The sequence below is a fragment of the Rhodospirillaceae bacterium genome, from assembly GCA_018660465.1.
Classification (GTDB): Bacteria; Pseudomonadota; Alphaproteobacteria; order Rhodospirillales; family JABJKH01; genus JABJKH01.
This window is the reverse complement of sequence record JABJKH010000104.1, coordinates 19,295-40,524: the sequence shown is the minus strand read 5'-3', so window position 1 is coordinate 40,524 and position 21,230 is coordinate 19,295. Positions and strand designations below refer to the sequence as shown.

The window sequence follows — 21,230 nt, the reverse complement described above, 5'->3', positions numbered from 1 at the left end:
AGAATTACAAGCTATCCGGTTTTTCCGAGGGGTCATCGTCAGGATTCCCCAGCACATCAGGCAGGCGTGCGCCGGGTTTGAAAATTTTAAAAATGTTCCTGAAAAACCCTGGAGCGAAGACCGTCAAAGGATTGATACCAACGTCTGGTTCTTTTACCGGCCCCTTCAATGTATAACTTACAGCAAAGACTCCCCCGTCTTTTTCACCGCCCGAAAGAAGTTTTCCGAGGACGGGTATATTTGAGAAGAAGCTGTTGACGATGTACATCGGCACGAAAGTGCCTTCAATATTTACTTTGTCCGTCTTCATTGAAATATTGCCTGACGCGGTCAGGCCCAATGATATGCTCTTGGCGCTGGCATCTTTTAGTGTCAGCAGACCTTCGTTCAACTTGAACGGAAGCTCCAAGGATAAAAATCGCAGGCCCTTGCCACTCAAATTCTCGAGTATTCCTACAATGGAAGCCACACTGGCCAATTTCGCCAGCACGGGGGCTTTTACAATTCGATAATTCTCAATATAGAGTCGGCCCTTTAGAGGACGAGACGGTAATGAGTCATTGTACTCAGCTTTAAGGTCTAAGGACCCATTGAGCATATTTTCATAATAATCGAATAGCTTAAGGGTTGACCCCGCATCGTCTGCTTTAATAACCAATCGTCGGTTGCCGTTTTTGCCTGGGCGGATATCAAGACTAAATGCGTTCTTGCCTGGTGTGCCAATTTTACTGGTTAGATTGGCGCGGGTCCATATATCCCCTTCCCGAGTAAAATTACTCTTCACATCTGGAAGCGACCGTTCATCATCCAACCACACGCGCTCAAAATTTGCGGAGAGCTGAATTTTGGGGCCGTCCTTCGCTTTTTCTTTTTCTTCTTCGGTATCCGTCTTGTTTCTATTTTCCCAATGAGAGGATAGGTCGAAGCTTTTACCACCGAAGCTCGCCGCCCAAGCGCCTCGTGGAAGAGGCTTCATAATACCCGTCATGTCGGTTTTACCGACCTTCACCTTGCTAAAGACAATATGCTTCAAATCACCGCCAGGTGCTTTAAATTCAACCGTTCCATCAACGGCTAAGTCGCCAGCCCCAACGGTAAACTTGGAAATTTTTGCAAGCTCTCCATCCTTGAGAACCATGAAGACACGACCGGTGCCAGGATCACCGCCCGCTTTCTCCCAGCCCAACGGTGCCACGGCAAACGTGGTTCGGGTCAGATCTGCAGAAATTTCCACCACACTGGTGCCATCGATGAAGTCCGTCAGGTTGACTTCTGTATCGATCGGGCCGTTAAGGTATTCGTTGGTGAAAGGTGCGAAATTAAGCCGCAGTTGACCGGTGCGATGATGATCGTCTACCCGACCTTTAAGCGCAAACTTTTGGCGGAACGACGACTTGTCTTTAAAATTGGAACGCCAATTCAACGTTGCTGGTATCACCCCATATTTTACCAACCCGACGACGTCCATCCCGGTCTTATCCAACTTCAGATCAAGCTGCCCCTCTGAAATATCTCCGCGGGACCCACCAGGCAGAGCAACCTCGCGCAGCTTTGCCGTCACCAGTACATCGATATCGTCTCTCTTTAGAGTTTCTTCCATGGGGAATGTGAGCTTAAGGTGGGTCGTTGCATCACCGCTGGTTTTTTCCGGATTGATCCCCTGCTGCGTGGAAAAGCCCAACGGCTGATGATCAATCAGTCGCAAGTGATTCTGCAGTCCCCCTTCGATGGAGAGATCAATATCCGCACGTTGATCAGGTTCATCCAGACCGCTCATCAGGATAACGCCCTTGGTAATGCGCAGCCCTTCGGTCTTGCCTTTCTCAACAAATATATCAAACCGTTCGCGGTTGAACTTTGCCGTGCCACTCACCGCTTTCACGAGCGGCATGCCTTCCATATAGCGGACGTCGATATTTTTGAGTTGCATATCCCCGGTGAGTGATTCGACTTTCACCTTCCCGGCTTTCGAAATACGCAGGACAACATCTGCCAAAGTTTCTTTCACGATCCCTTTGGAAAGATGGGTCGTCGTCCATTTCCAGGGTACGGTCCCCATCGCTCTCGGCCAATATCGACGAAAATCATCAATTTTTAAGTTATGGACAATACCCCTGGACATCACAATGGTTTCCCCTCCGATGCCATCAATCAAAGAGGTCAGATTGACCTTGGGACCATCCAAATCAAACTTTAGGGACGAGAGGTTCAGCCGTCTTCGCTCGGCTGTATAGTGGCCCTTGGCCCGCACCGAGGCGATCGGCATTTCATGGCTGATGGGGGCTGGCAAAAAAACCGTCTGCCCGTGACCAAAATCGACGAACAGATTGTCGATATTAATTTCCTGCGCTGTCCCGTCGAACTGTCCCCTTATCTCAAGTTTTCGAACACCGAGATACTGATCAAACGGCGGCGGGACAACCACATGACCGATACCACCGTTGATATCAAAACCCATGGCGAGCACGGTACCACTGGCCAGCATGCTCATGGTTATTGTCCCCTGAAGGGGCATATTAACCGACTTCAGGACCGCGACTTTTTCCGACAGATTTGAAAACAAAGCCGGGCGAATTTCATTAAAGCTGAGTCCAATTTCAATGCGTTTTTTAACTGCCTGATATTCGCCTTCGATGTTAAATTGCGCCTGCTGACCATCAATATTGAGGTTCAGCTCCATCGCGCCTTTGATATCTTGACCTACTCTATTTAGCTGCACCTGTGTCGCAGGTGCCGACCAGGAGGTTCCGAGAGTCTCATCAACAATCGTCAGACCCGCGTCTACAATGCTGATCCGAGACAGATAGGCCATGACGTCTGATTTATCTGAATCTCCGCCAAACTCATCGAGAAGATTTTGTAAGGATCGCATCTTGGTTTTCGAACCGTCAGCAAACCCGACACTGAATGTTCTATCCTTATTGCGAACCAAATGAATGTTTGGGCGGAACAGTTCAATACTTCGCGGTGCCACCTTACCTTTCAACATCGCCTTCACGCTTAACGATAGCGAGACTTCAGGCACACTGGCGATCACCTTTCCATCGCCCCCCAAAGCGCGCACATTAACCACGCGGATGTCCAGTGTCCGGTCCCACCCAGCCCACGTCAGGACCGTGTCGTCCAGGCGCACATCGACGACGGCTTGAAAACTTCGAAACGCGGATTCAATGTGGGGGGAGAGGAAGGCCAGGGATACCGGCCCCGCGGACAATCGCCACGACAATAGAACGACGACGATCACCAAACCGGCGACCAGTCCGCCCAAAATATGTAATATGCCTCTAAAGGTCCTTTTTAACACAAAATTTCCCTTTGGAGCAGACGCATTGTCACGCCACACTGCAATTTCGTACAGTGTGGGCTAGAAATAGTAAATTTGAAATGAACCATTTGGATTATTCGTTGGAAACTAAAGGCCTTCCCGCACCGGCGGACCTGGATTTATGCGCACGCGGCCACGAACGATGGATCGAGGCGCTTCATTCAACAGGAGATAGCGATTGCCAAGCCTTTGCGCAAGGAACCCCTGAAAATCCTTCCGTCAGCACATTACTTGATGCCCTTTTCGGCAACAGTCCCTATTTGACCCAGTGCGCGATTTCCAATCCAAAATTTATCCTTGAAGTAATAAACCAGGGTCCAGAATGGGCCTGCGCTGACATACAGGACCGCCTCACACATCTCAGGAGTGATCTTAATGCGGACGAGGTGCGCGTGATGTGCGACCTCAGACAAGCCAAACGCGATCTTTCCCTAGCTGTCGCAATTGCTGATATCACCAATATTTGGTCTGTCGAACAGATTACCCATGCACTTTCTGATTTTGCCGACAAAACACTCTCTTGCGCGGCATCTTACGCCCTTCGAAAAGCGGCAGACTCGGGAGCCATCACACTTGCCTATGAAGATGATCCCGAACGCGACTCCGGGTACATCATCTTAGGCATGGGGAAACTCGGTGCGGGCGAATTAAATTACTCAAGCGACATTGATTTGATCATTTTATTCGATCCGGAAGTGATCCAAAGCGAAAAGCCCGCCGACCTGCAGCGCCAATTTGTTCGCATTACCCGTAATCTCGTGAAGGTAATGGATGAGCGCACGGCTGACGGGTATGTCTTTCGAACTGATCTCAGACTTCGCCCCGACCCCAGTGCAACACCAATCGCCGTATCTGTCCAAGCAGCGGAAGTTTACTACGAAAGCCTGGGGCAAAATTGGGAGCGCGCCGCCATGATTAAGGCCCGCCCCGTTGCTGGCGATCTCAAAGCAGGGACGGCACTCATCGATTGGCTGACGTCTTTTGTCTGGCGGAAGAACCTCGACTTCGAAGCGATCCGAGATATTCATTCCATCAAGCGCCAAATCAACGCACACCGGGGCGGCAATACCATCGCACTGGCGGGTCATAACATTAAACTCGGACGCGGCGGCATTCGAGAAATAGAATTTTTCACTCAAACTCAGCAACTTATCTGGGGCGGACGAACCCAAGAGCTGCGAAAAATAAAAACCGTGGACGCATTGGCAACTCTGGCTGAACACGAACGAATTGATCCTTCGGTCGCAACCGAAATGACGACGTCCTATCGCTTTCTGCGGCGCGTTGAACATAGATTGCAAATGGTCAATGATGCCCAAACCCACACCCTTCCGGCAGACCACGAGGGGCTCAATAAAATCGCTATTTTCTTGGGTTATGAGAATACCGAGATGTTTGGTGAAGACCTCCTCCGTCATTTGCGTAATGTTGAGACGCACTACGCCGCTTTGTTTGAAGAGTCTGAGCCTCTCAGCATCCAAGGAGATGTCCGTGGAAACCTTGTCTTTACCGGTGCCGACACGGACCCAGAAACACTGAGCACACTGGAAAACCTGGGCTTCGAAAATCCGCAGGCTGTCGATTCAATGGTGCGTGTCTGGCATCACGGGCGTTACCGTTCCACCCACAACACCCGCGCGCGCCAGCTGCTGACAGAACTAATGCCGGTGCTGTTAAAATCACTCGCCGATACGGCAAATCCAGATCAAGCCTTCCTACGGTTCAACGAGTTTTTGGCTGGCCTTCCGGCTGGCATCCAGCTTTTTTCCATGTTTCATTCAAATCCCCATCTATTGAATTTGGTTGCGGAAATCATGGGGGAAGCACCAAAACTTGCACGCCACCTCAGCCACAAGCCGTCTGTCTTGGACAGCGTATTAGACCCAGGTTTCTTCGATGCACCACCCAACCCGGATGAGTTACACAAAGAGCTAGAAGCCATTTTACATCAGACGGAGTTTGTGGAAGATACGTTAGACGCGACCCGCCGCTGGGCTAACGATCGTTGGTTCCAAATCGGTGTCCAATCCCTCAGAGGTCATCAACACCCACAGACCACCGCCGAAGCCCTTAGTGACATTGCCGAATGTTCGGTCGATTTATTGAATTCGGCGATGGCGAAGGAATTCACCCACCGTCATGGGGTCGTCCCGGGCTCGGAAATGGTTGTTCTGGCGCTTGGCAAACTTGGCGGGCGCGAAATGACCTCAACATCTGATCTGGATATGATTTTTGTCTATAAGGCTCCCGCCGACGCAAAAAGTTCAGACGGACCTAAACCGCTCGTCCTTACCCAATATTTTGCCCGTCTTAGCCAACGGGTGATCAATTCAATAACGGCTCAAACCTCTGAAGGCCGTCTGTTTGAAGTCGATATGCGGCTCCGGCCGTCTGGAAACGCCGGGCCAATTGCCTCCAGCCTGCAAGCGTTCGTGCAGTATCACAATGATCTTTCTTGGACTTGGGAACATATGGCCATGACCCGGGCTAGGGTTATTGCTGGTCCTCCCGATTTACGCCGCGAAGTCGAAAGCGTGATCGCCGAAGTTCTCACCCGACCGCGCGACGGCTCTAAACTCTTAGCCGATGTCGCCAGCATGCGGTCTCGCATGGATGACGAACACCACACTGAGAACCCCCTCGCCATAAAACATTTGCGGGGTGGCTTGGTCGATATCGAATTCATCAGCCAATACCTACAACTCAGACATGCGCACGAGCATCCGGAAATTCTTTCGCCGAACACCCACAAAGCCTTAGAAAGCCTTATAAAATATGGCCTGCTGAACAGCAAAGACGGTCATAACTTAATCGATGCATTGGAACTCTGGCAGGGTGTTCAGGGGCTGTTTCGTCTAACCATGGAAGAAAATATCCCCGAGAACTTGGATCACGATATTCCAAAAGGTTTACAGGAAGACTTGGCCACACTGGCTCAAGTTGATAATTTCACATCATTGCTGGATAAAATTTCGATCAGGGCCGGTGCCGTGCAACAAATTTTCACGGCACTTATTGAAGCCCCAGCGAGCCAAATAAATATGGGCCAAATAAAATCAGGAGACTAAAATGGCGGATGAGAACGATGAAAGTGACGACTTTGATGATGAAGACGAAGAATCATCTGGAAACAAAAGTCGAAAGATTATTTTTATCTTTGGAGGCGTTGTCGCTCTTCTAATTCTTGGTGGATCGGCCGCATTCTTTATGGGCTATATGGACTCCCTGTTGGGCCGACCGTCAACAAACGCTGAGGTTGAACTGCCGCCCCCACCTGCGCCACCCGTCCTCTACGAATTGCAAAAAAAGAAGGCCGACCTAAAGACAGGCACGTGTCGCGCACCCTTTTTACAGTATCAACTTACGCTTGAGGTGAGCGAAGATTATGCCAACGAGATACGAGAACTCGAGCCGAAACTCATGGATGCGTACCAAGTCTTTCTGCGCGATCAGCGACGTGAGGATTTATCGGGCGCGAAGGGAGCCGAAATGTTGCGCCGAGAACTCGCCAACATCACCAATGAAATGATTAAACCTCACCGGATTGAAAGCGTGATTTTTAAGCAGTTTATTTTGCAGTAGACTAGGGCGTATTGGCACCATCTTCCGTGGAGCCCTTGACCCGTGCGGCCAAGGCCGCCGCCATGAAGTCATCTAGGTCGCCGTCCAAGACCCCTTGGGTATTGCTGGTTTCGACGTTGGTGCGTAGGTCCTTGACCATTTGGTAGGGCTGCAAGACGTAGGAGCGGATTTGATGCCCCCAACCGATGTCGGTCTTCGCGTCGTGTTCGGCCTGTGCGTCATCTTCGCGCCTTTGCAGTTCCAATTCATAAAGACGCGCTTTTAACATTGAGTTCGCAGCGGCCCTATTTTTGTGCTGAGACCGATCATTTTGACATTGCACAACAATACCTGTCGGAATGTGGGTCATGCGTACCGCACTATCGGTTTTATTGACGTGCTGCCCCCCCGCACCAGACGCCCGGTAGGTATCAACACGAACGTCTTTCTCCTGAATCTCAATGTCGATATCGTCATCAATCACCGGGTAAATCCATAACGACGCGAAACTAGTGTGACGCCGAGCACTTGAATCAAACGGAGATATTCGCACCAGCCGATGCACGCCGCTTTCTGTTTTGAGCCATCCGTATGCATCCTTGCCGATAATTTTCAAAGTCGCCGATTTAATTCCCGCCTCTTCGCCAGCGCTTTCTTCCAGCCATTCGATTTTATGGCCGTGCTGTTCCGCCCAGCGGGTATACATGCGCAGCAACATCTGCGTCCAATCCTGCGCCTCTGTCCCCCCGGCACCGGCATGAACTTCCAGATAGCAATCGTTGCCATCGGCCTCACCAGACAGCAGAGTCTGTAATTCTTCCTTGGCAGCAAATTTATGAAGTTCTTCAAGCGCCTTTTCAGCCTCGCTCACCACGTCGGCGTCATCTTCGCTCTCACCCATTTCCAGAAGTTCGATATTATCGGACAAATCCCGTCCAACGTCTTCCACGGCCTTAATGCCGCTTTCAAGCTGGGTGCGTTCTCGCATCAGGCTCTGCGCCTTGGTGGGATCGTCCCAGAGGGTGGGGTCTTCAGCCTGAGCGTTTAATTCTTCCAGTCGGCGGACGGCATTATCATAGTCAAAGATGCCTCCTCAGCAGTTCCAGAGACTGCTTGATTTCTTGAACAGTAGATTCAATTTCGGCACGCATGACGTAAAATAACCTCTTCCGACGATGTTGTCTTAGCGCCGGTCTTTTACCCTGTATGTTGGTATTAATAAAGCCCGCCGGTCCCCGTTGACGGTGTCCCGGAATCTACGGTCACGCCTTCCAGCACCTGGGCACGGCCTGACGGAACAGTCCCCGGCTTAAAGGCTTCCAGAATGACCCCCCTTTCCCCCGGTACAGCCAGTTGCCCGGTTTTGCCGTTTACTCTGACCAATCGAATGCCGGGTGGAATTCTGAAGGGAATTTCTGGCTTGCCTTCCAAGGCTTCGGCCATGAAATCTTTAAAAATAGGGACTGCGACTGACGCCCCCTGCTCAAGCCTGCCTAGGGAACGCGGATTATCAAACCCGGTATAGACACCCAAGGCCATATCCGGTGAGAACCCAACGAACCAAGCATCCCGGGAGTCATTGGTCGTGCCGGTTTTTCCACCCAACGGCTTGCCGATTTTCTTGATCCGCCTGCCGGTGCCGCGCTCAACGACCCCCTGTAACATGGAGGTAATCTGGTAGGCACTGGCGGGATTGGCCACCCGTTGACGGATATCCGGAACTTGCGGCACCGTCTGCTGCGTCCATGCCGTCTGACGACAGGGCCGACAGCGACGCTGATCGTGCTGGAATACGGTCCGGCCTTGGCGGTCTTGAATTCTGTCGATCAGGGTCGGCTTAATTTGCAGCCCGCCGTTGACCAGCATGCCATAAGCAGCCGTTAGTCGAAGCAGCGTGGTTTCGCTTGAGCCCAACGAATTTGCCAGTGTTTCAGGCATTTTATCAACGATCCCCATGCGTTCCGCATATTCGGAGATCTTAGACATTCCGACGGTCTGGGCCAGTCGCACCGTCATCAAATTGCGCGACTTTTCGATCCCCAACCGCATGGTACTGGGGCCATAGAACTTTTTGGTATAGTTCCCCGGTCGCCATTTCGGCAGTCCGGGACCTTGGTCAATAACGAAGGGCGCATCCAGGATTAACGTCGCCGGGGTGTATCCTTCATCCAATGCAGCCAAATAGACAAATGGCTTGAAGGCTGAACCCGGCTGGCGTTTGGCCTGGGTCACACGATTGAACTTTGATCGCTCATGACTGTAGCCGCCTGACATGGCAAAGACTCTGCCGGTATGCGGATCAAGGGCGACCAAGGCACCTTCGATTTCCGGCATCTGACGAAGCGCGAAGGAGCCTTCAGGGTAGTCTTCATCCTTGGCTGATTTGAGTGCCGATTCGACTAAAATAACATCGCCCACGACCAAAACATCGGTCGGTGTTTTGGGTCTTGGACCTACTTTCTGCTTTTCCTTCCACGGCCGAGCCCATTTGATTTCGGCGAAGGGCACGCGTCCTCTTGTGCCATCTGAAAATCCAATGTCTGCGCCTTCTGCGTCCATGTTCAGCACAACCGATAACAGCCAGCTTTCTGACCCTTTGGGGGGCTTGAGGGCCGACAACTGGCGCGGCCAATCTTCCATGCCCTCAAATTTGCTGACAGGACCACGCCAACCATGACGGCGATCGTAAGCAATCAATCCCTTGCGAAGCACCCGATCTGCGATTTCCTGCAATCTCGGATCAAGTGTCGTGCGAACGGAAAGCCCGCCTTTATAAAGACCATCCTCACCATAGCGTTCCTGGAGTTCGCGGCGAACTTCCTCACTGAAGAAATTTGCCTGAACGTATTCAGTTTTTGACCGGCGCTCCAGTGTTAGCGGTTCCGCCTGTGCTGCAGTCGCTTCAGCCGGGGTGATAAAATCGTCTTTTGCCATCTGGCCAATGACCCAGTCCCGCCGGACTCTGGCCGCACCTGGGTGCTTCACCGGGTTATAGTTATTGGGTGCCTTGGGCAGTGCCGCCAAAAAACCGGCTTCAGCGATGCTCAGTTCATCCAACGATTTGTCGAAATAGTTCAATGCGGCTGCGGCGACCCCATAGGATCTAAAACCGAGGTAAATTTCATTGAGGTAGAGTTCAAGAATTCTGCTCTTGGAAAAAGCGCGTTCCATTCGGAAGGCGAGAATGGCTTCTTTAACCTTGCGTTCCCATGAAACCTCATTGGTCAAAAGGAAGTTCTTTGCCACCTGTTGGGTAATGGTCGATGCCCCAACCATGCGGCGTCCTCGTCCAATGTTCTTGATGTTAACCACAATAGCCCGCAGAACACTGGTGAAATCAATTCCTGGATGGCTGTAAAAATTCTTATCTTCAGCGGCTAAGAACGCATTCACCACCCGCCTGGGCATCGCCCGAATGGGAACAAACACGCGCTTTTCGATAGCATATTCAGCCAGCAAACGACCATCGCCAGCATGTACCCGGGTCATGACAGGCGGTTTGTAATCGGCTAACTGAAGGTAATCAGGTAAAGACTTGCCATAGTGCTGAAGCACGAACAGGACTCCGCCTACGCCGACGAAAGCGCAAATCAGCAGAACACCCAATATTGTTGCCAGCGCCCTTACCATTTTCCGGTCATTTCTTAAGCACCAATCCCCAGCACCAACACCCAGGGCAATGAATTACCCTGACCCCCAAGCCCTAACGTAGAGCTACAGCCCTATAGCTGCAACGAGCAATACTGAATAATTATGGCAAGGTCAGGGCAAAAATTCTATTTGCGAATTGCTTCTTCAATGCGCGTGAAATAGCTGTTGACCGCTTCGACGATGGCCCGACCGAGCTTGGCCCGGTACGGCTTCCGCGTCAGCGCCTTTTCATCCCGCCTGTTCGATAAAAACCCTAATTCGATCAAGACAGACGGCACGTCAGGGGCTTTTAGTACGACAAATCCTGCGAACCTGTGAGTATTGCGGAGAAGCTTGGTCTTGCGGGCCAATTCTTTAACCAATCCCTCGGCAAATCGGGCAGACTGATTCATGGATTCGCGTTGCGTTAGATCAATCAGAATGTTGGCAACCTCTGGGGTTTTGTCACTTAGGTCGATGCCTGCGATCAGGTCCGACTTGTTTTCTTTCTCAGCAAGTCCGGCAGCTTCCTTATCTGAGGCGCGCTCCGATAGGGTATAAACCGAAAGCCCCCTGATCTTGCGGTTCTTAATCGCATCCGCGTGCAGGGAAATAAACAGATCAGCCCCTGCATCCCGGGCAATGGAAATACGATCGCGAAGCCGGATAAAAATATCCCGGTTGCGCGTTAGCAACACCCGATAGCGGCCTGATTTCTCCAACATGGCCTTGAATTCTCGGGCCGCAGATAGGGTGATGTGTTTTTCGTAGATGCCGCTCCGACCGTGGGTGCCAGGGTCAACCCCGCCATGCCCAGGATCCAAGACGATCAGCGGTCGTTCTTTCGTTTTTCTCGGCGCAGAGGCTGTCATCACCTGAACCGTTGGCGCCCTCGAATTCAGAATTGGGGCTGGCGCATTAGACGGCGGCGTCAACATACCCTTACGTGCTTGATGGACCACTGGCACACCAACAGAGGTAACCCTTAACGGTGGCTGGCCAACCCGCGCCATGAAGGTTTGCTGAGAGACCGCCGTCAAATCAACGACCAAGCGATAACCAGCGCCGCCCTCGGGTCCCAAAAGGAACGTTTTTTCAACGACTGCTGTGCCTTTAACGTCCAAAACAATGCGCGATGTACCGGCCTTAAACAATCCATACCTGAATTGGTTCAGCAGTCCCGTGTTGGTAGGCAAGGGACGCGGTGGCAAACGCCAGCCGACTTCGGGTAGGTCGATCACGACCCGATATGGATTCGCCAGCATGAATACGCTAAATTCGACCTTATGGTCCAATTCCAGGACAAAACGGGTCGATTGAGCATGTTCGCCAACACGGACATCGGTCACAACCGCAGTTGCTGCCAAGGCATGAGAGCCAAAAGGCATCATCGCCACGAACAAAAATATCGGGCCAAACCGGCGTATCAAACGCTGCATATAGTACACATTCAAACTCTTAACCCCAATATAATCCCCCAATAGAATACGTCCTTAGCACCTTTGCAGCGCAATGTGAATCCGTATTCTGTCATTTAATTGTCTAATTAATTCACAAAGGCGATTGTAGAATACCTTTCCTATGGTTATGTTAACGCGGTGGGAGAGGGATTTAGGCTGAAAGTTACCGGGATTGTGTTTGCCGGAACCGCCTGAAACCATTACCCCATACACAGGTTGTTTGACTCCGTTAACCGGACGACTGCAGCCATTAGATTATTAATCCGAGGATTTTTCATGCCGGATAGAGCAGCGCGAACATATATTTCGAGGACTCCGCTTCAAAAAGCGGCGAGCCTTGCGTTCGCAAGCGCCACCGGCTTTACCCATACATGCATCCCCTTTGTCCCATCTCGTTATGGTGCAAGGCAGGTGCATTGGAGCCACGAAGTACATGCCTACCAAAAGAATGTTAATCGATGCCACCCACCCGGAAGAGACCCGGGTTGTTGTGCTCAACGGAAACCGAATTGAAAATTTTGACGTAGAAGTAGATTCCAGAAGACAACTCAAAGGAAATATCTACCTCGCAAAAGTAACCAGGGTCGAACCCTCCCTGCAGGCGGCGTTCATCGAATACGGTGGAAATCGTCACGGTTTCCTTGCTTTCAACGAAATTCATCCCGACTACTACCAAATTCCGGTCGCCGACCGCGAAGCCCTGTTGGCTGAGCAAGCCGCAGAAAAAATCGAGGTGGAGCCTGAAGACGAAGCCGATCAGAACGACGAGACCAGCGCTGAGCATGAAAGCGAAGAAGCCGAGGGTGAAAAAATTCCTGAGCAATCAGAGGAGCCAGCCGCTGTAGAAGCAACGCCTGATGCTGGCGATGATGCTGGCGATGATGCTGGCGACGACAACGGGGACATAGAAGGCGGGGTCGAAGAGGTTGCAACGTCTGAGGAAAAGCCTGAGAACCTGGAAACGCTGGCTGGCGAAGACGAAGCAGAAGAACCCGTCCGCCGCCCGTCCATGCCAAGTCGGCGCCATTACAAAATTCAAGAAGTCATCAAACGCCGGCAAATTCTGCTGGTGCAAGTGGTCAAGGAAGAGCGCGGCAACAAGGGTGCGGCGCTTACCACATACATTTCGCTGGCGGGGCGGTATTGCGTCCTCATGCCGAACACGGCACGGGGCGGTGGAATTTCTCGAAAAATTACCAACGGCACGGATCGTAAGCGCCTGAAGACAATCGTCAACAGCCTCGGCATTCCCGAAGGCATGGCGGTTATTATGCGCACAGCAGGGACCAAACAAACCAAGCCGCAAATCAAACGCGATTACGACTATTTGCTGCGCCTGTGGAGCACTGTCCGCGAATTGACCCTGGAATCAATCGCACCTTGCCTTGTCTATGAAGAGGGCAACCTCATCAAAAGATCGATCCGAGATTTGTACAGCAAGGACATTGACGAAATCGTTGTCGAAGGTGACACCAGCTACCGTATGGCCAAGGATTTCATGAAGATGTTCATCCCCAGTCACGCGAAGCGGGTTCAGCCCTATAGCGATTCGATCATGCCCCTGATGCACCGTTTTCAGGTCGAGGGTCAATTGGATGCAATGCACAGCCCCGAAGTTCAGTTGAGATCCGGCGGCTATATTGTCATCAATCCGACCGAGGCATTGGTCGCCATCGACGTGAACTCAGGCCGCTCGACCAAAGAGCGAAACATCGAGGAAACGGCGTTCAAGACCAACTTGGAAGCCGCCGAAGAAATTGCTTTGCAACTGCGGCTGAGAGATTTAGCCGGGTTGATCGTCATCGATTTCATCGACATGGAAATCAACAGAAACAACGCCCAAGTTGAGCGCAAACTAAAAGACTGCATGCGGGAAGATCGGGCGCGTATTCAAATTGGACGGATCAGCGGCTTTGGCTTGCTGGAACTTTCCCGCCAGCGGCTGCGCCCCAGTATCATTGAAAGCACGTCAGAATCTTGCCCGCACTGCGAAGGCACAGGCATTCGCCGGTCCACAGAATCCACCGCGCTTAACATTCTGCGCGCGATCGAAGAAGAAGGAACGCGGAAGCGCTTGGGTGCGATTACGGTTTATGTACCGACCGCCGTGGCACTTTATATCCTCAACCAAAAACGCCAGATGCTCGCTGATATCGAAGGTCGCTATGAGTTTGCTGTAACGCTGGAAGCTGATGACGCCCTCATTCCGCCCAATCATAGAATTGAGCGCACCGAAAGCGGCGTTTCACGTCCCGAGGCTAAGGCGAAACAAGCTCCTCAACAGCCAGCTGAAAAAACCACTGACTCCCAAAGTGGCGAACAATCTGGCGATGGAAGCGAAGAAGCACCACGGAAACGCCGTCGCCGCCGCGGGCGTCGCCGCAAGTCGAGCCAAAACGCGGCAACTGAAACACCCAACGTTTCTTCAGAGACGACAGCAACGACGGAAGAATCGAGCGGCGACGGTGAAACGAGCCAAGTCGCTGCCTCAAGCACTGAAGAAGGCGAAGCAGCACCCAAACGTCGTCGCCGGGGTCGCCGGGGCGGACGCAAGCGTCGCCCTGCCAATGAGGCGGCAAATGAAGAGACTGGCAACGTGGCAGTAGAGGCGACCGATGGCGCACCTGCTTCCGACGGAAACGAAGCCACAGCTGACGCGGCCACCACAGAACCGGCTAAAGAAGCTCCCACAGAAGCTGCTGCAAGTGATGAAAACTCTGCAGAAAAGAAACCCCGTCGCCGCCGTCGTAGAAGCCCGAAAAAAGCTGATGAAGGCTCTGATAGTAATACGGCGAGTGTCGCGACAAAGACAGATGAGACGAAAGAAGAAGCACCTAAAGTTCAGACCGATATTCCGGTGGCAGCGGCCCCCGATGTCAAAGAACCGGCACCGGTTAGTAGTGGTGCCTCAACTGGTGGAAACGTCGTGAATGTCGGCGGCACCGCAGAGAACAGCGAAGAAGAAGACGCCCCCCGTCGGCGCGGCTGGTGGCAGCGACTGACGGAATAGAGGCAATCCGCTCAGTGTCCTTCGAGACAGCCACTTCGTGGCCTCCTCAGGATGAAGTTTATTTTTAAATCAAACAGAACTCTTCATCCTGAGGAGCGCGAGAATCGCACGTCTCGAAGGACGCTGAGTAGAGCTCAAATCGACGTTACGCCCGCCACGCCTTAATGCGTTTAACCGCTTCTTCCATATGTTCATAAGGACCGGCGAAGGAGAAACGCATGTATCGGCTGCCTCTGTCCGGATCGAAATCTACCCCCGGTGTTGTCGCCACGCCTGTTTCCGCTAGTAACCGACGGCAGTAGGCTTCGCTGTCGTTGGTGAGTTCGGTGACATCGGCATAGAGATAAAAGGCGCCTTCCGCGGGTGCCAGTTTATCAAATCCTGCTTTTGGTAGTTCTTCTAACAACAGCGCGCGGCTTTTTGCATAGGCGGCAACATTGGCATCCAATTCGTCGCGACAATCAAACGCCGCCGCTGCTGCATACTGTGATAAAGTCGGCGGCGAAATAAAGAGGTTTTGAGCCAGGCACTCCGCCGCCCGCAACATATCTTCTGGCAAGATCATCCAGCCCAGTCGCCATCCGGTCATGGAAAAATATTTGGAAAAGCTGTTCACCACGATAGAATTTTCAGTGAAGGCCAAGGCAGTCTCCGCCTTCTCGCCAAACGTGATGCCATGATAAATTTCGTCTGAGATCAGGCGAATTTCTTTGCGGTCACAGTATGCGATCAATTCCTTGAATTTATCACTGTGAATGATTGTCCCTGTGGGGTTCGATGGACTGGCGACGATCAGGCCATCGAGCTTCCCCTCTACCCGATCAAGTGCCTCCGGCGAAGGTTGGAAGTTGGTTTCCGGCCCGGTTAACAAAAGCACCGGCTCGACGCCCAATGCAGTCAAGATGTTGCGGTAACAGGGATAGCCCGGACTTGCCAATGCGACCCGGTCACCAGGCTCGAACGCGCCCAAAAACGCCAAGACAAAGGCACCGGATGACCCTGTCGTCACGACGACTCGAGCGGAATCCACCTTTACCCCGTACTGAGCGCTGTAATGGTCGGCGATATTCTGGCGGAGGATCGGCAACCCGAACGCATCCGTATAGCCCAGCACATCCTCGTCCAAGGCGCGTTTTGCCGCATCTCTAATGGCTTTTGGTGCAGATGTTCCCGGTTGACCCAATTCCAAATGAAACACGGCTTTTCCTGAGGCGGCCTGTTCATTGGCCGCCCTGAGGACATCCATCACGATAAACGGCGGCACTGCGGCCCGCTTTGCAATCTTTAACGCCATAACCTATTTAACCCAATACTTACGATAACCCGATTTGACGATAGCCATTTGACGATAGCCATTTGACGATAGAACGACGCGCGAGTAACGTCTAATACCGATAGGAGAACCTGTTTGAAAAGCATTTTCCGATTTTTGTGTATTCTTGTTCTCACGATTCTCGTCGGGAATGATTTCGCGTATGCACAAGGGCAACGCAAAATTTCGTTCATCCGGGATGCCGAAATCGAATCAGCGCTGCGGCTCTATGCCACTCCCCTATTTCAGGCGGCTGGCCTGTCACCTGAAGCGGTCAAGATTTTCCTGGTCAAGGATAAGAGCCTGAACGCATTTGTCGCTGGTGGACAAAAACTGTTCATGAATACCGGACTGCTGATGGAAGCCAAAAATGCCGGTCAGGTTATCGGTGTCATCGCCCACGAAACAGGCCATATCGCAGGTGGGCACCTATCACGCATTCAAGCGGCCTTGGACAAAAGCTCTGCACAATCGATTGCGGCTTTTATACTTGGTGGTGCCGCAGCTGTCCTGGGACAGGGGGATTTGGCCCAGGCTATTATAATCGGCGGGCAAACTTTAGGGACAAATAGTTTCCTTCGTTTTACCCGCACCCAAGAGAACTCAGCCGATCAAGCAGCCATGCGATTGTTGGAAGGGACACATCAATCGGCGCAAGGCCTGTACGAATTCATGGCGATTTTGGAAGAGCAGGAATTGGTGAGCCCACAATACCAGGACGCCTACATGCGCACTCACCCGGTTACGCGATCTCGGATGACAGCGCTCAGGGCACATATGGCAAATTCAGCCTATTCTAGGACCCCAGTCGCCCCCGAACTTCAGGCAATCCACCGCCGCTTACGCGCCAAGCTTTACGCATTTTTAGAGCCGACATCGCGAACGATGCGTCGCTATAAAAAATCTGATCGCAGCATCGAAGCGCGATACGCGCGCGCCGTGGCATATCACAAAAGCGCTAAATTGGATAAAGCCCTAAAGACCATGTCTGGTCTGCTGACAGAACATCCAAAAGACCCCTATTTTCTAGAATTGATGGGACAGATTCTGTTTGAAAGTGGCCGCGTTCGCGATTCGATTCCCTACTACACCGCTGCTGTCAAAGTAGCACCGTCGTCAGCCCTTATAAGAGGCGAATTGGCCCACGCCCAAATTGAGACCAACAACCCCGCCCTGCTGCAATCCGCAATCTCTAATTTACGGGCGGCGCTTCGTGTGGAGCGGGAAATTCCAAGCACCTGGCGGGCCTTGGCTACCGCCTATGGCCGACAGAAAAATAACCTGCAAGCATCTTTGGCACTGGCAGAAGAAGCGCTGCTACTGAATAAGAAAACCGACGCGATTCATTTTGCGACGCGCGCCAAAAAGGGAGCGAAAGAGGGCACGCCGGCATGGCTTCAAGCCGATGATATTTTGGCTGCGGCAAAGCGGCTCAAAGCTCCCCAGTAGATAACCGGTAAATAGCATCTTCATGCAATCCAGCGCTCGATTAATTCCTCAAGTAAATGTTTATCGCACCCCCGTAATTCTTTTTCTTTTATTGTTCTGCTTAGGCGCTTGTGCCGAACAAAAGCAAACAACCACCGTTGAGCCAGAGGGTCGATTGCCGGTGCTTGATACCGGCGGGGCTCTTACGTCCGGGTTGGCTGTGGGTGTTCTTCCGAAAGATTGGGTCGCCACTGGCCCCACCGGTATCGTTAAAAAGCGCGTTTCTGTCGTTGTTCAAGACGGGGTCAAGGCACTCAAAATTATCACCGGCTCGGAGAAATTCTCCATCGTTCGGCGCACCCGCGCCATGCTGCTGGCGACTCCTTATCTGAATTGGTCTTGGAACCTCTCAACCCATGGCCCGGGAACGCATCCGATCCGGTTGATCATCGGGTTCCGGGGTGGACTCCGGGACGGCGCAAAAATAGAAAAAACCTGGCGGCAAAAGGTCTTTGCAGACATTGGAGAAAAACTTCCAGAGTTTGATCGCTCCCTCTCAGTAACTTGGGAGGACTCGGCCCTTCAACGCGGAACTCTTTTCCTACCAGCCCCCAAAGAGGGCAAGCTCATGCCTCGCTATATTGTCCGTGGCGGCAGGGAAAACTATGGCAAGTGGTGGCCGGAATTTATCGACCTAGGAGACCTCTATAACCAAGTCTGGCCTGATGACGACATGAGCCGAGTTCAAGTGACCTTTATCGGCGTTGCTGCCTCAGGCGGTCAAGTGCCAACGACCGGTTTCCTTTCAGAAGTAACCCTTACCCGTTGAAGTTTGTTCACATATACGCGAGTCTGCCCTGTTATTGCCATGGTAAGTCTGTACATTCTCATATCGCCCATCGCATGATCGGCCCGCCCTGAATTAAAGGTTAGTTAGATGAAGTTAATGAAAATTTTTACCCGTGTCGCTACGCTGCTACTTATCACAGTATTTTTTGGAACAGTGACCCACGCTGCGGACAAGCAGAGCACCCCTGCGTCCGCCCTGTCGACGCAAATGACCGTCCAACAAAAGCTCGCCTTTGAAAAATTAATTCGAGATTACCTGCTCCGAAATCCGGAAATCATCGTCGAGGCCATGCAGGTCTTGCGCGGTCGTGAAAAGGCCGAAACCCGCCTTCAGCAGGAAAAAATCTTGGCGCATATGAAGCAAGATATTTACGAAGACCCCTCTGCACCAATTGGGGGGAACCCAAAGGGTGACGTCACCATTGTTGAATTTTTCGACTACAATTGCGGCTACTGTAAAAAAGTCCACCCGACGGTCGTAAAGTTGCTAAAATCTGACAGCAAAATTCGCTACGTCTACAAGGAGTTTCCAATCCTAGGCAATAGTTCAGTGATCGCCGCCCGGATCGCCCTCGCCGCATGGGACTTAGATAAATCCAAGTACTCTGATTTCCACGCCGCCCTCATGCAATCACAGGGTGGGTTATCGGAAAGTAAAATATTACGCATAGCAAAAAAATTCGGATTCGACGAAGCCAAGCTAAAGATTGCGATGAAGGACCCGAAAATTGAGGCCAGTATTCGAAAGAATCACGCCATTGCACAGGCACTTAATATTACCGGCACACCGGCCTTTATCATCGGAAATCAGGTCATCCCAGGCGCGATCAGTGCGGAAACCATGAAAAAAATTATTTCTGAGGTACGGGGCGGCTAAACAGTGTTCTCGTCGGCTTTTACTTCTTTGGAATAATCGGCAAGACAGAGAAGCGAAATCCTCTCTTCCCTTCGATCAATAAAAGCATAGACGGTCGCTTGGCTTTTTTAGCGGCAATATATTTGCGCACAACTTGAGTTGGTAGCCAAACTTTTTCCTGATCAACCTGCAAAATAAGATCGCCCTGCTTAAGGTCCATTAATCGACTAAGCCCGGCGACAGTATCTTTGTCGAGGAGCGTCACCAAGACGCCGATGGAGCCCCATTTAACGCCAAAGTTCTTACGCACCGATCTGGTTGTTGCCGACATGGTCAGACCCAATTCTTGGATATTACCAAAATCGCCCTTCATGATCTTCCAGGCCGCTGGCCACGAGCCCGCCTTCAGCTTCAACTGAACTTTTTTACCTCGGCTGCGAGATACCAATACGGGAACTGTCTGGCCGGCCTTAATTTTCTGAACCGCAGCCACCAGGTCAGCAAACTTTCCGATGGTCTTACCATTGAATTTTAAGATCAGGTCGCCGCGCTGAAATCCAGCTAAATTACCGGGTCCATTTAGCGCCACATCTCGGACAAGAACGCCTTTGACGGAACTCATGCCAAGCGAGCCCGCGACTTCTTTTGTGATCCCCTGAACTTGAAGACCAACAAATCCAGCGCTGTCCCCGCGCGCCAAAGGAATGCTTAAAAAAATAGAAAGACCAACAGCGGCAATGCCAACAATGGAATTTCCAAAGAAGCGCTTCATGCGTCTAGCCCTCTGCGGTTCAAGGACCCTTAACCCTCACTAGTTAAACAACTTTAGCGACTTGCGAGGATACAGGCAACCATGCTCAAGCTATGGTCTTTTTGGCCCAATTTTAGAAATTAGCAACTGGGCGCCGGCAATTTCTCAATTTTCTTAAGGTCAATAACAAGATTGAAAGTGGGAAACACCTGGGTCAAATGAGGAACGACTCCATTGTCCAGTTGCAAAAGCTCGATTTCGAACTCTGGCGTAGACGACTTGCTATCCGCGTTATAATAGCCCATCCGCATTTTCCAGCCAGAACGATCCATAAGCGGCCCTTTTTCATGCCACCCATGTTTCTTCGGTCCAATCCGCGACCCAATGAAGGCTGATACTGTTTGATGTCCCTTGCCTTCCGTTCCCTCAAATATTGGGCGCGTAACTTGGTTATCCCCGGCCTGAGCCCGATCGATCAGCAGCACCATATGGTTAATGGGAAAAAGCGTATTCCCAGGCAACTTCAGGTCCTTTTTCTCAGGTACCGTATAGGATGCACGCCCTGACTTTCCGTCACCAGAAAGCCGAGCCTTGCCTTTATAATTCTCATTATTACCTGCCATTTTGCTTTGAACGGCAAAGCGGTAGTTTTTTCCATCAAAAGATTCCCAGCCAGCGAACCGGTAATCTTGGTTAAGTTCCTTCCCCTCCGACGTTTGAAGGGCCATGTTCATTTGCTGAGATACGATCCACCCGGCACAGGATTTTTCCAATGATATGGTCATAAGCCCCCGCGCCGCTTCTAAACCAGCCCCTGAGCGAACGGCCCCAAGCTTCATAGAATAGACGGCGCGGTGCGCGACCAAGTTCGCGGCATCCCCAGGGCTGGCCGCCAAGATCGCGCTCAAAAGAACAGATAAGGCAACAGAAAATCGAACAAGACTTAGCTTTGTCATAGGGCAATATCCAAATTTAGAGTTACAAATAATATATCGCCTCAGACCGGATTGGTAAAAGCCGTTCTTGCGAAACATCGGCAACCGGGATA

At 51.7% G+C, this 21,230-nt stretch carries 13 protein-coding genes; 6 read left to right on the top strand and 7 right to left on the bottom strand.

What is annotated here, in order from left to right; translation table 11 throughout:
- Window positions 1–4: 4 nt before the first annotated feature.
- A complete protein-coding gene (locus HOM51_18155) occupies window positions 5–3,304 on the bottom strand; it encodes a hypothetical protein (GenBank protein MBT5036441.1) in 3,300 nt (1,099 codons plus the stop codon).
- Between the two features lie 80 nt (window positions 3,305–3,384).
- On the opposite strand from HOM51_18155, the gene HOM51_18150 reads away from it, so the two are divergent.
- Both HOM51_18150 and HOM51_18145 read left to right on the top strand, forming a co-directional pair.
- Window positions 3,385–6,393 (top strand): bifunctional [glutamine synthetase] adenylyltransferase/[glutamine synthetase]-adenylyl-L-tyrosine phosphorylase, encoded by a 3,009-nt coding sequence (locus HOM51_18150; protein MBT5036440.1) that lies wholly within the window; start codon window positions 3,385–3,387, stop codon window positions 6,391–6,393.
- A gap of 1 nt (window position 6,394) precedes the next feature.
- Window positions 6,395–6,907, top strand: coding sequence for a hypothetical protein (locus tag HOM51_18145; protein MBT5036439.1), 513 nt, complete (start codon window positions 6,395–6,397; stop codon window positions 6,905–6,907).
- Between the two features lies 1 nt (window position 6,908).
- Here HOM51_18145 and HOM51_18140 read toward each other — a convergent pair.
- From HOM51_18140 to HOM51_18130, 3 genes are all read right to left on the bottom strand, one after another.
- A protein-coding gene (locus tag HOM51_18140) for a peptide chain release factor 2 (protein ID MBT5036438.1) occupies window positions 6,909–8,037 on the bottom strand; the annotation gives its coding sequence in 2 pieces (ribosomal slippage) (window positions 6,909–7,967 and window positions 7,969–8,037; 1,128 coding nt in all).
- Between the two features lie 64 nt (window positions 8,038–8,101).
- Entirely contained in the window at window positions 8,102–10,516 is a 2,415-nt protein-coding gene (locus HOM51_18135; protein MBT5036437.1) for a penicillin-binding protein 1A, read from the bottom strand.
- Window positions 10,517–10,662: 146 nt separating this feature from the next.
- Entirely contained in the window at window positions 10,663–11,907 is a 1,245-nt protein-coding gene (locus tag HOM51_18130) for an N-acetylmuramoyl-L-alanine amidase (GenBank protein ID MBT5036436.1), read from the bottom strand.
- 502 nt (window positions 11,908–12,409) lie between these two features.
- On the opposite strand from HOM51_18130, the gene HOM51_18125 reads away from it, so the two are divergent.
- Window positions 12,410–14,986, top strand: coding sequence for an Rne/Rng family ribonuclease (locus HOM51_18125; GenBank protein ID MBT5036435.1), 2,577 nt, complete (start codon window positions 12,410–12,412; stop codon window positions 14,984–14,986).
- A 145-nt stretch (window positions 14,987–15,131) separates the two neighbouring features.
- Here HOM51_18125 and HOM51_18120 read toward each other — a convergent pair whose 3' ends face one another.
- A complete protein-coding gene (locus tag HOM51_18120) occupies window positions 15,132–16,280 on the bottom strand; it encodes a pyridoxal phosphate-dependent aminotransferase (GenBank protein ID MBT5036434.1) in 1,149 nt (382 codons plus the stop codon).
- A gap of 114 nt (window positions 16,281–16,394) precedes the next feature.
- Between HOM51_18120 and HOM51_18115 the strand changes: the two genes are divergently transcribed.
- From HOM51_18115 to HOM51_18105, 3 genes are all read left to right on the top strand, one after another.
- Complete coding sequence (locus HOM51_18115) at window positions 16,395–17,747, top strand: M48 family metalloprotease (protein MBT5036433.1); 1,353 nt, start codon at window positions 16,395–16,397, stop codon at window positions 17,745–17,747.
- A gap of 22 nt (window positions 17,748–17,769) precedes the next feature.
- Entirely contained in the window at window positions 17,770–18,555 is a 786-nt protein-coding gene (locus tag HOM51_18110; protein MBT5036432.1) for a DUF3047 domain-containing protein, read from the top strand.
- A 108-nt stretch (window positions 18,556–18,663) separates the two neighbouring features.
- Entirely contained in the window at window positions 18,664–19,452 is a 789-nt protein-coding gene (locus HOM51_18105) for a DsbA family protein (protein MBT5036431.1), read from the top strand.
- A 19-nt stretch (window positions 19,453–19,471) separates the two neighbouring features.
- On the opposite strand, the gene HOM51_18100 is transcribed toward HOM51_18105, so the two are convergent.
- Both HOM51_18100 and HOM51_18095 read right to left on the bottom strand, forming a co-directional pair.
- A complete protein-coding gene (locus HOM51_18100; protein MBT5036430.1) occupies window positions 19,472–20,203 on the bottom strand; it encodes a PDZ domain-containing protein in 732 nt (243 codons plus the stop codon).
- A gap of 119 nt (window positions 20,204–20,322) precedes the next feature.
- Window positions 20,323–21,138 (bottom strand): DUF1849 family protein, encoded by an 816-nt coding sequence (locus tag HOM51_18095; GenBank protein MBT5036429.1) that lies wholly within the window; start codon window positions 21,136–21,138, stop codon window positions 20,323–20,325.
- Window positions 21,139–21,230 lie beyond the last annotated feature (92 nt).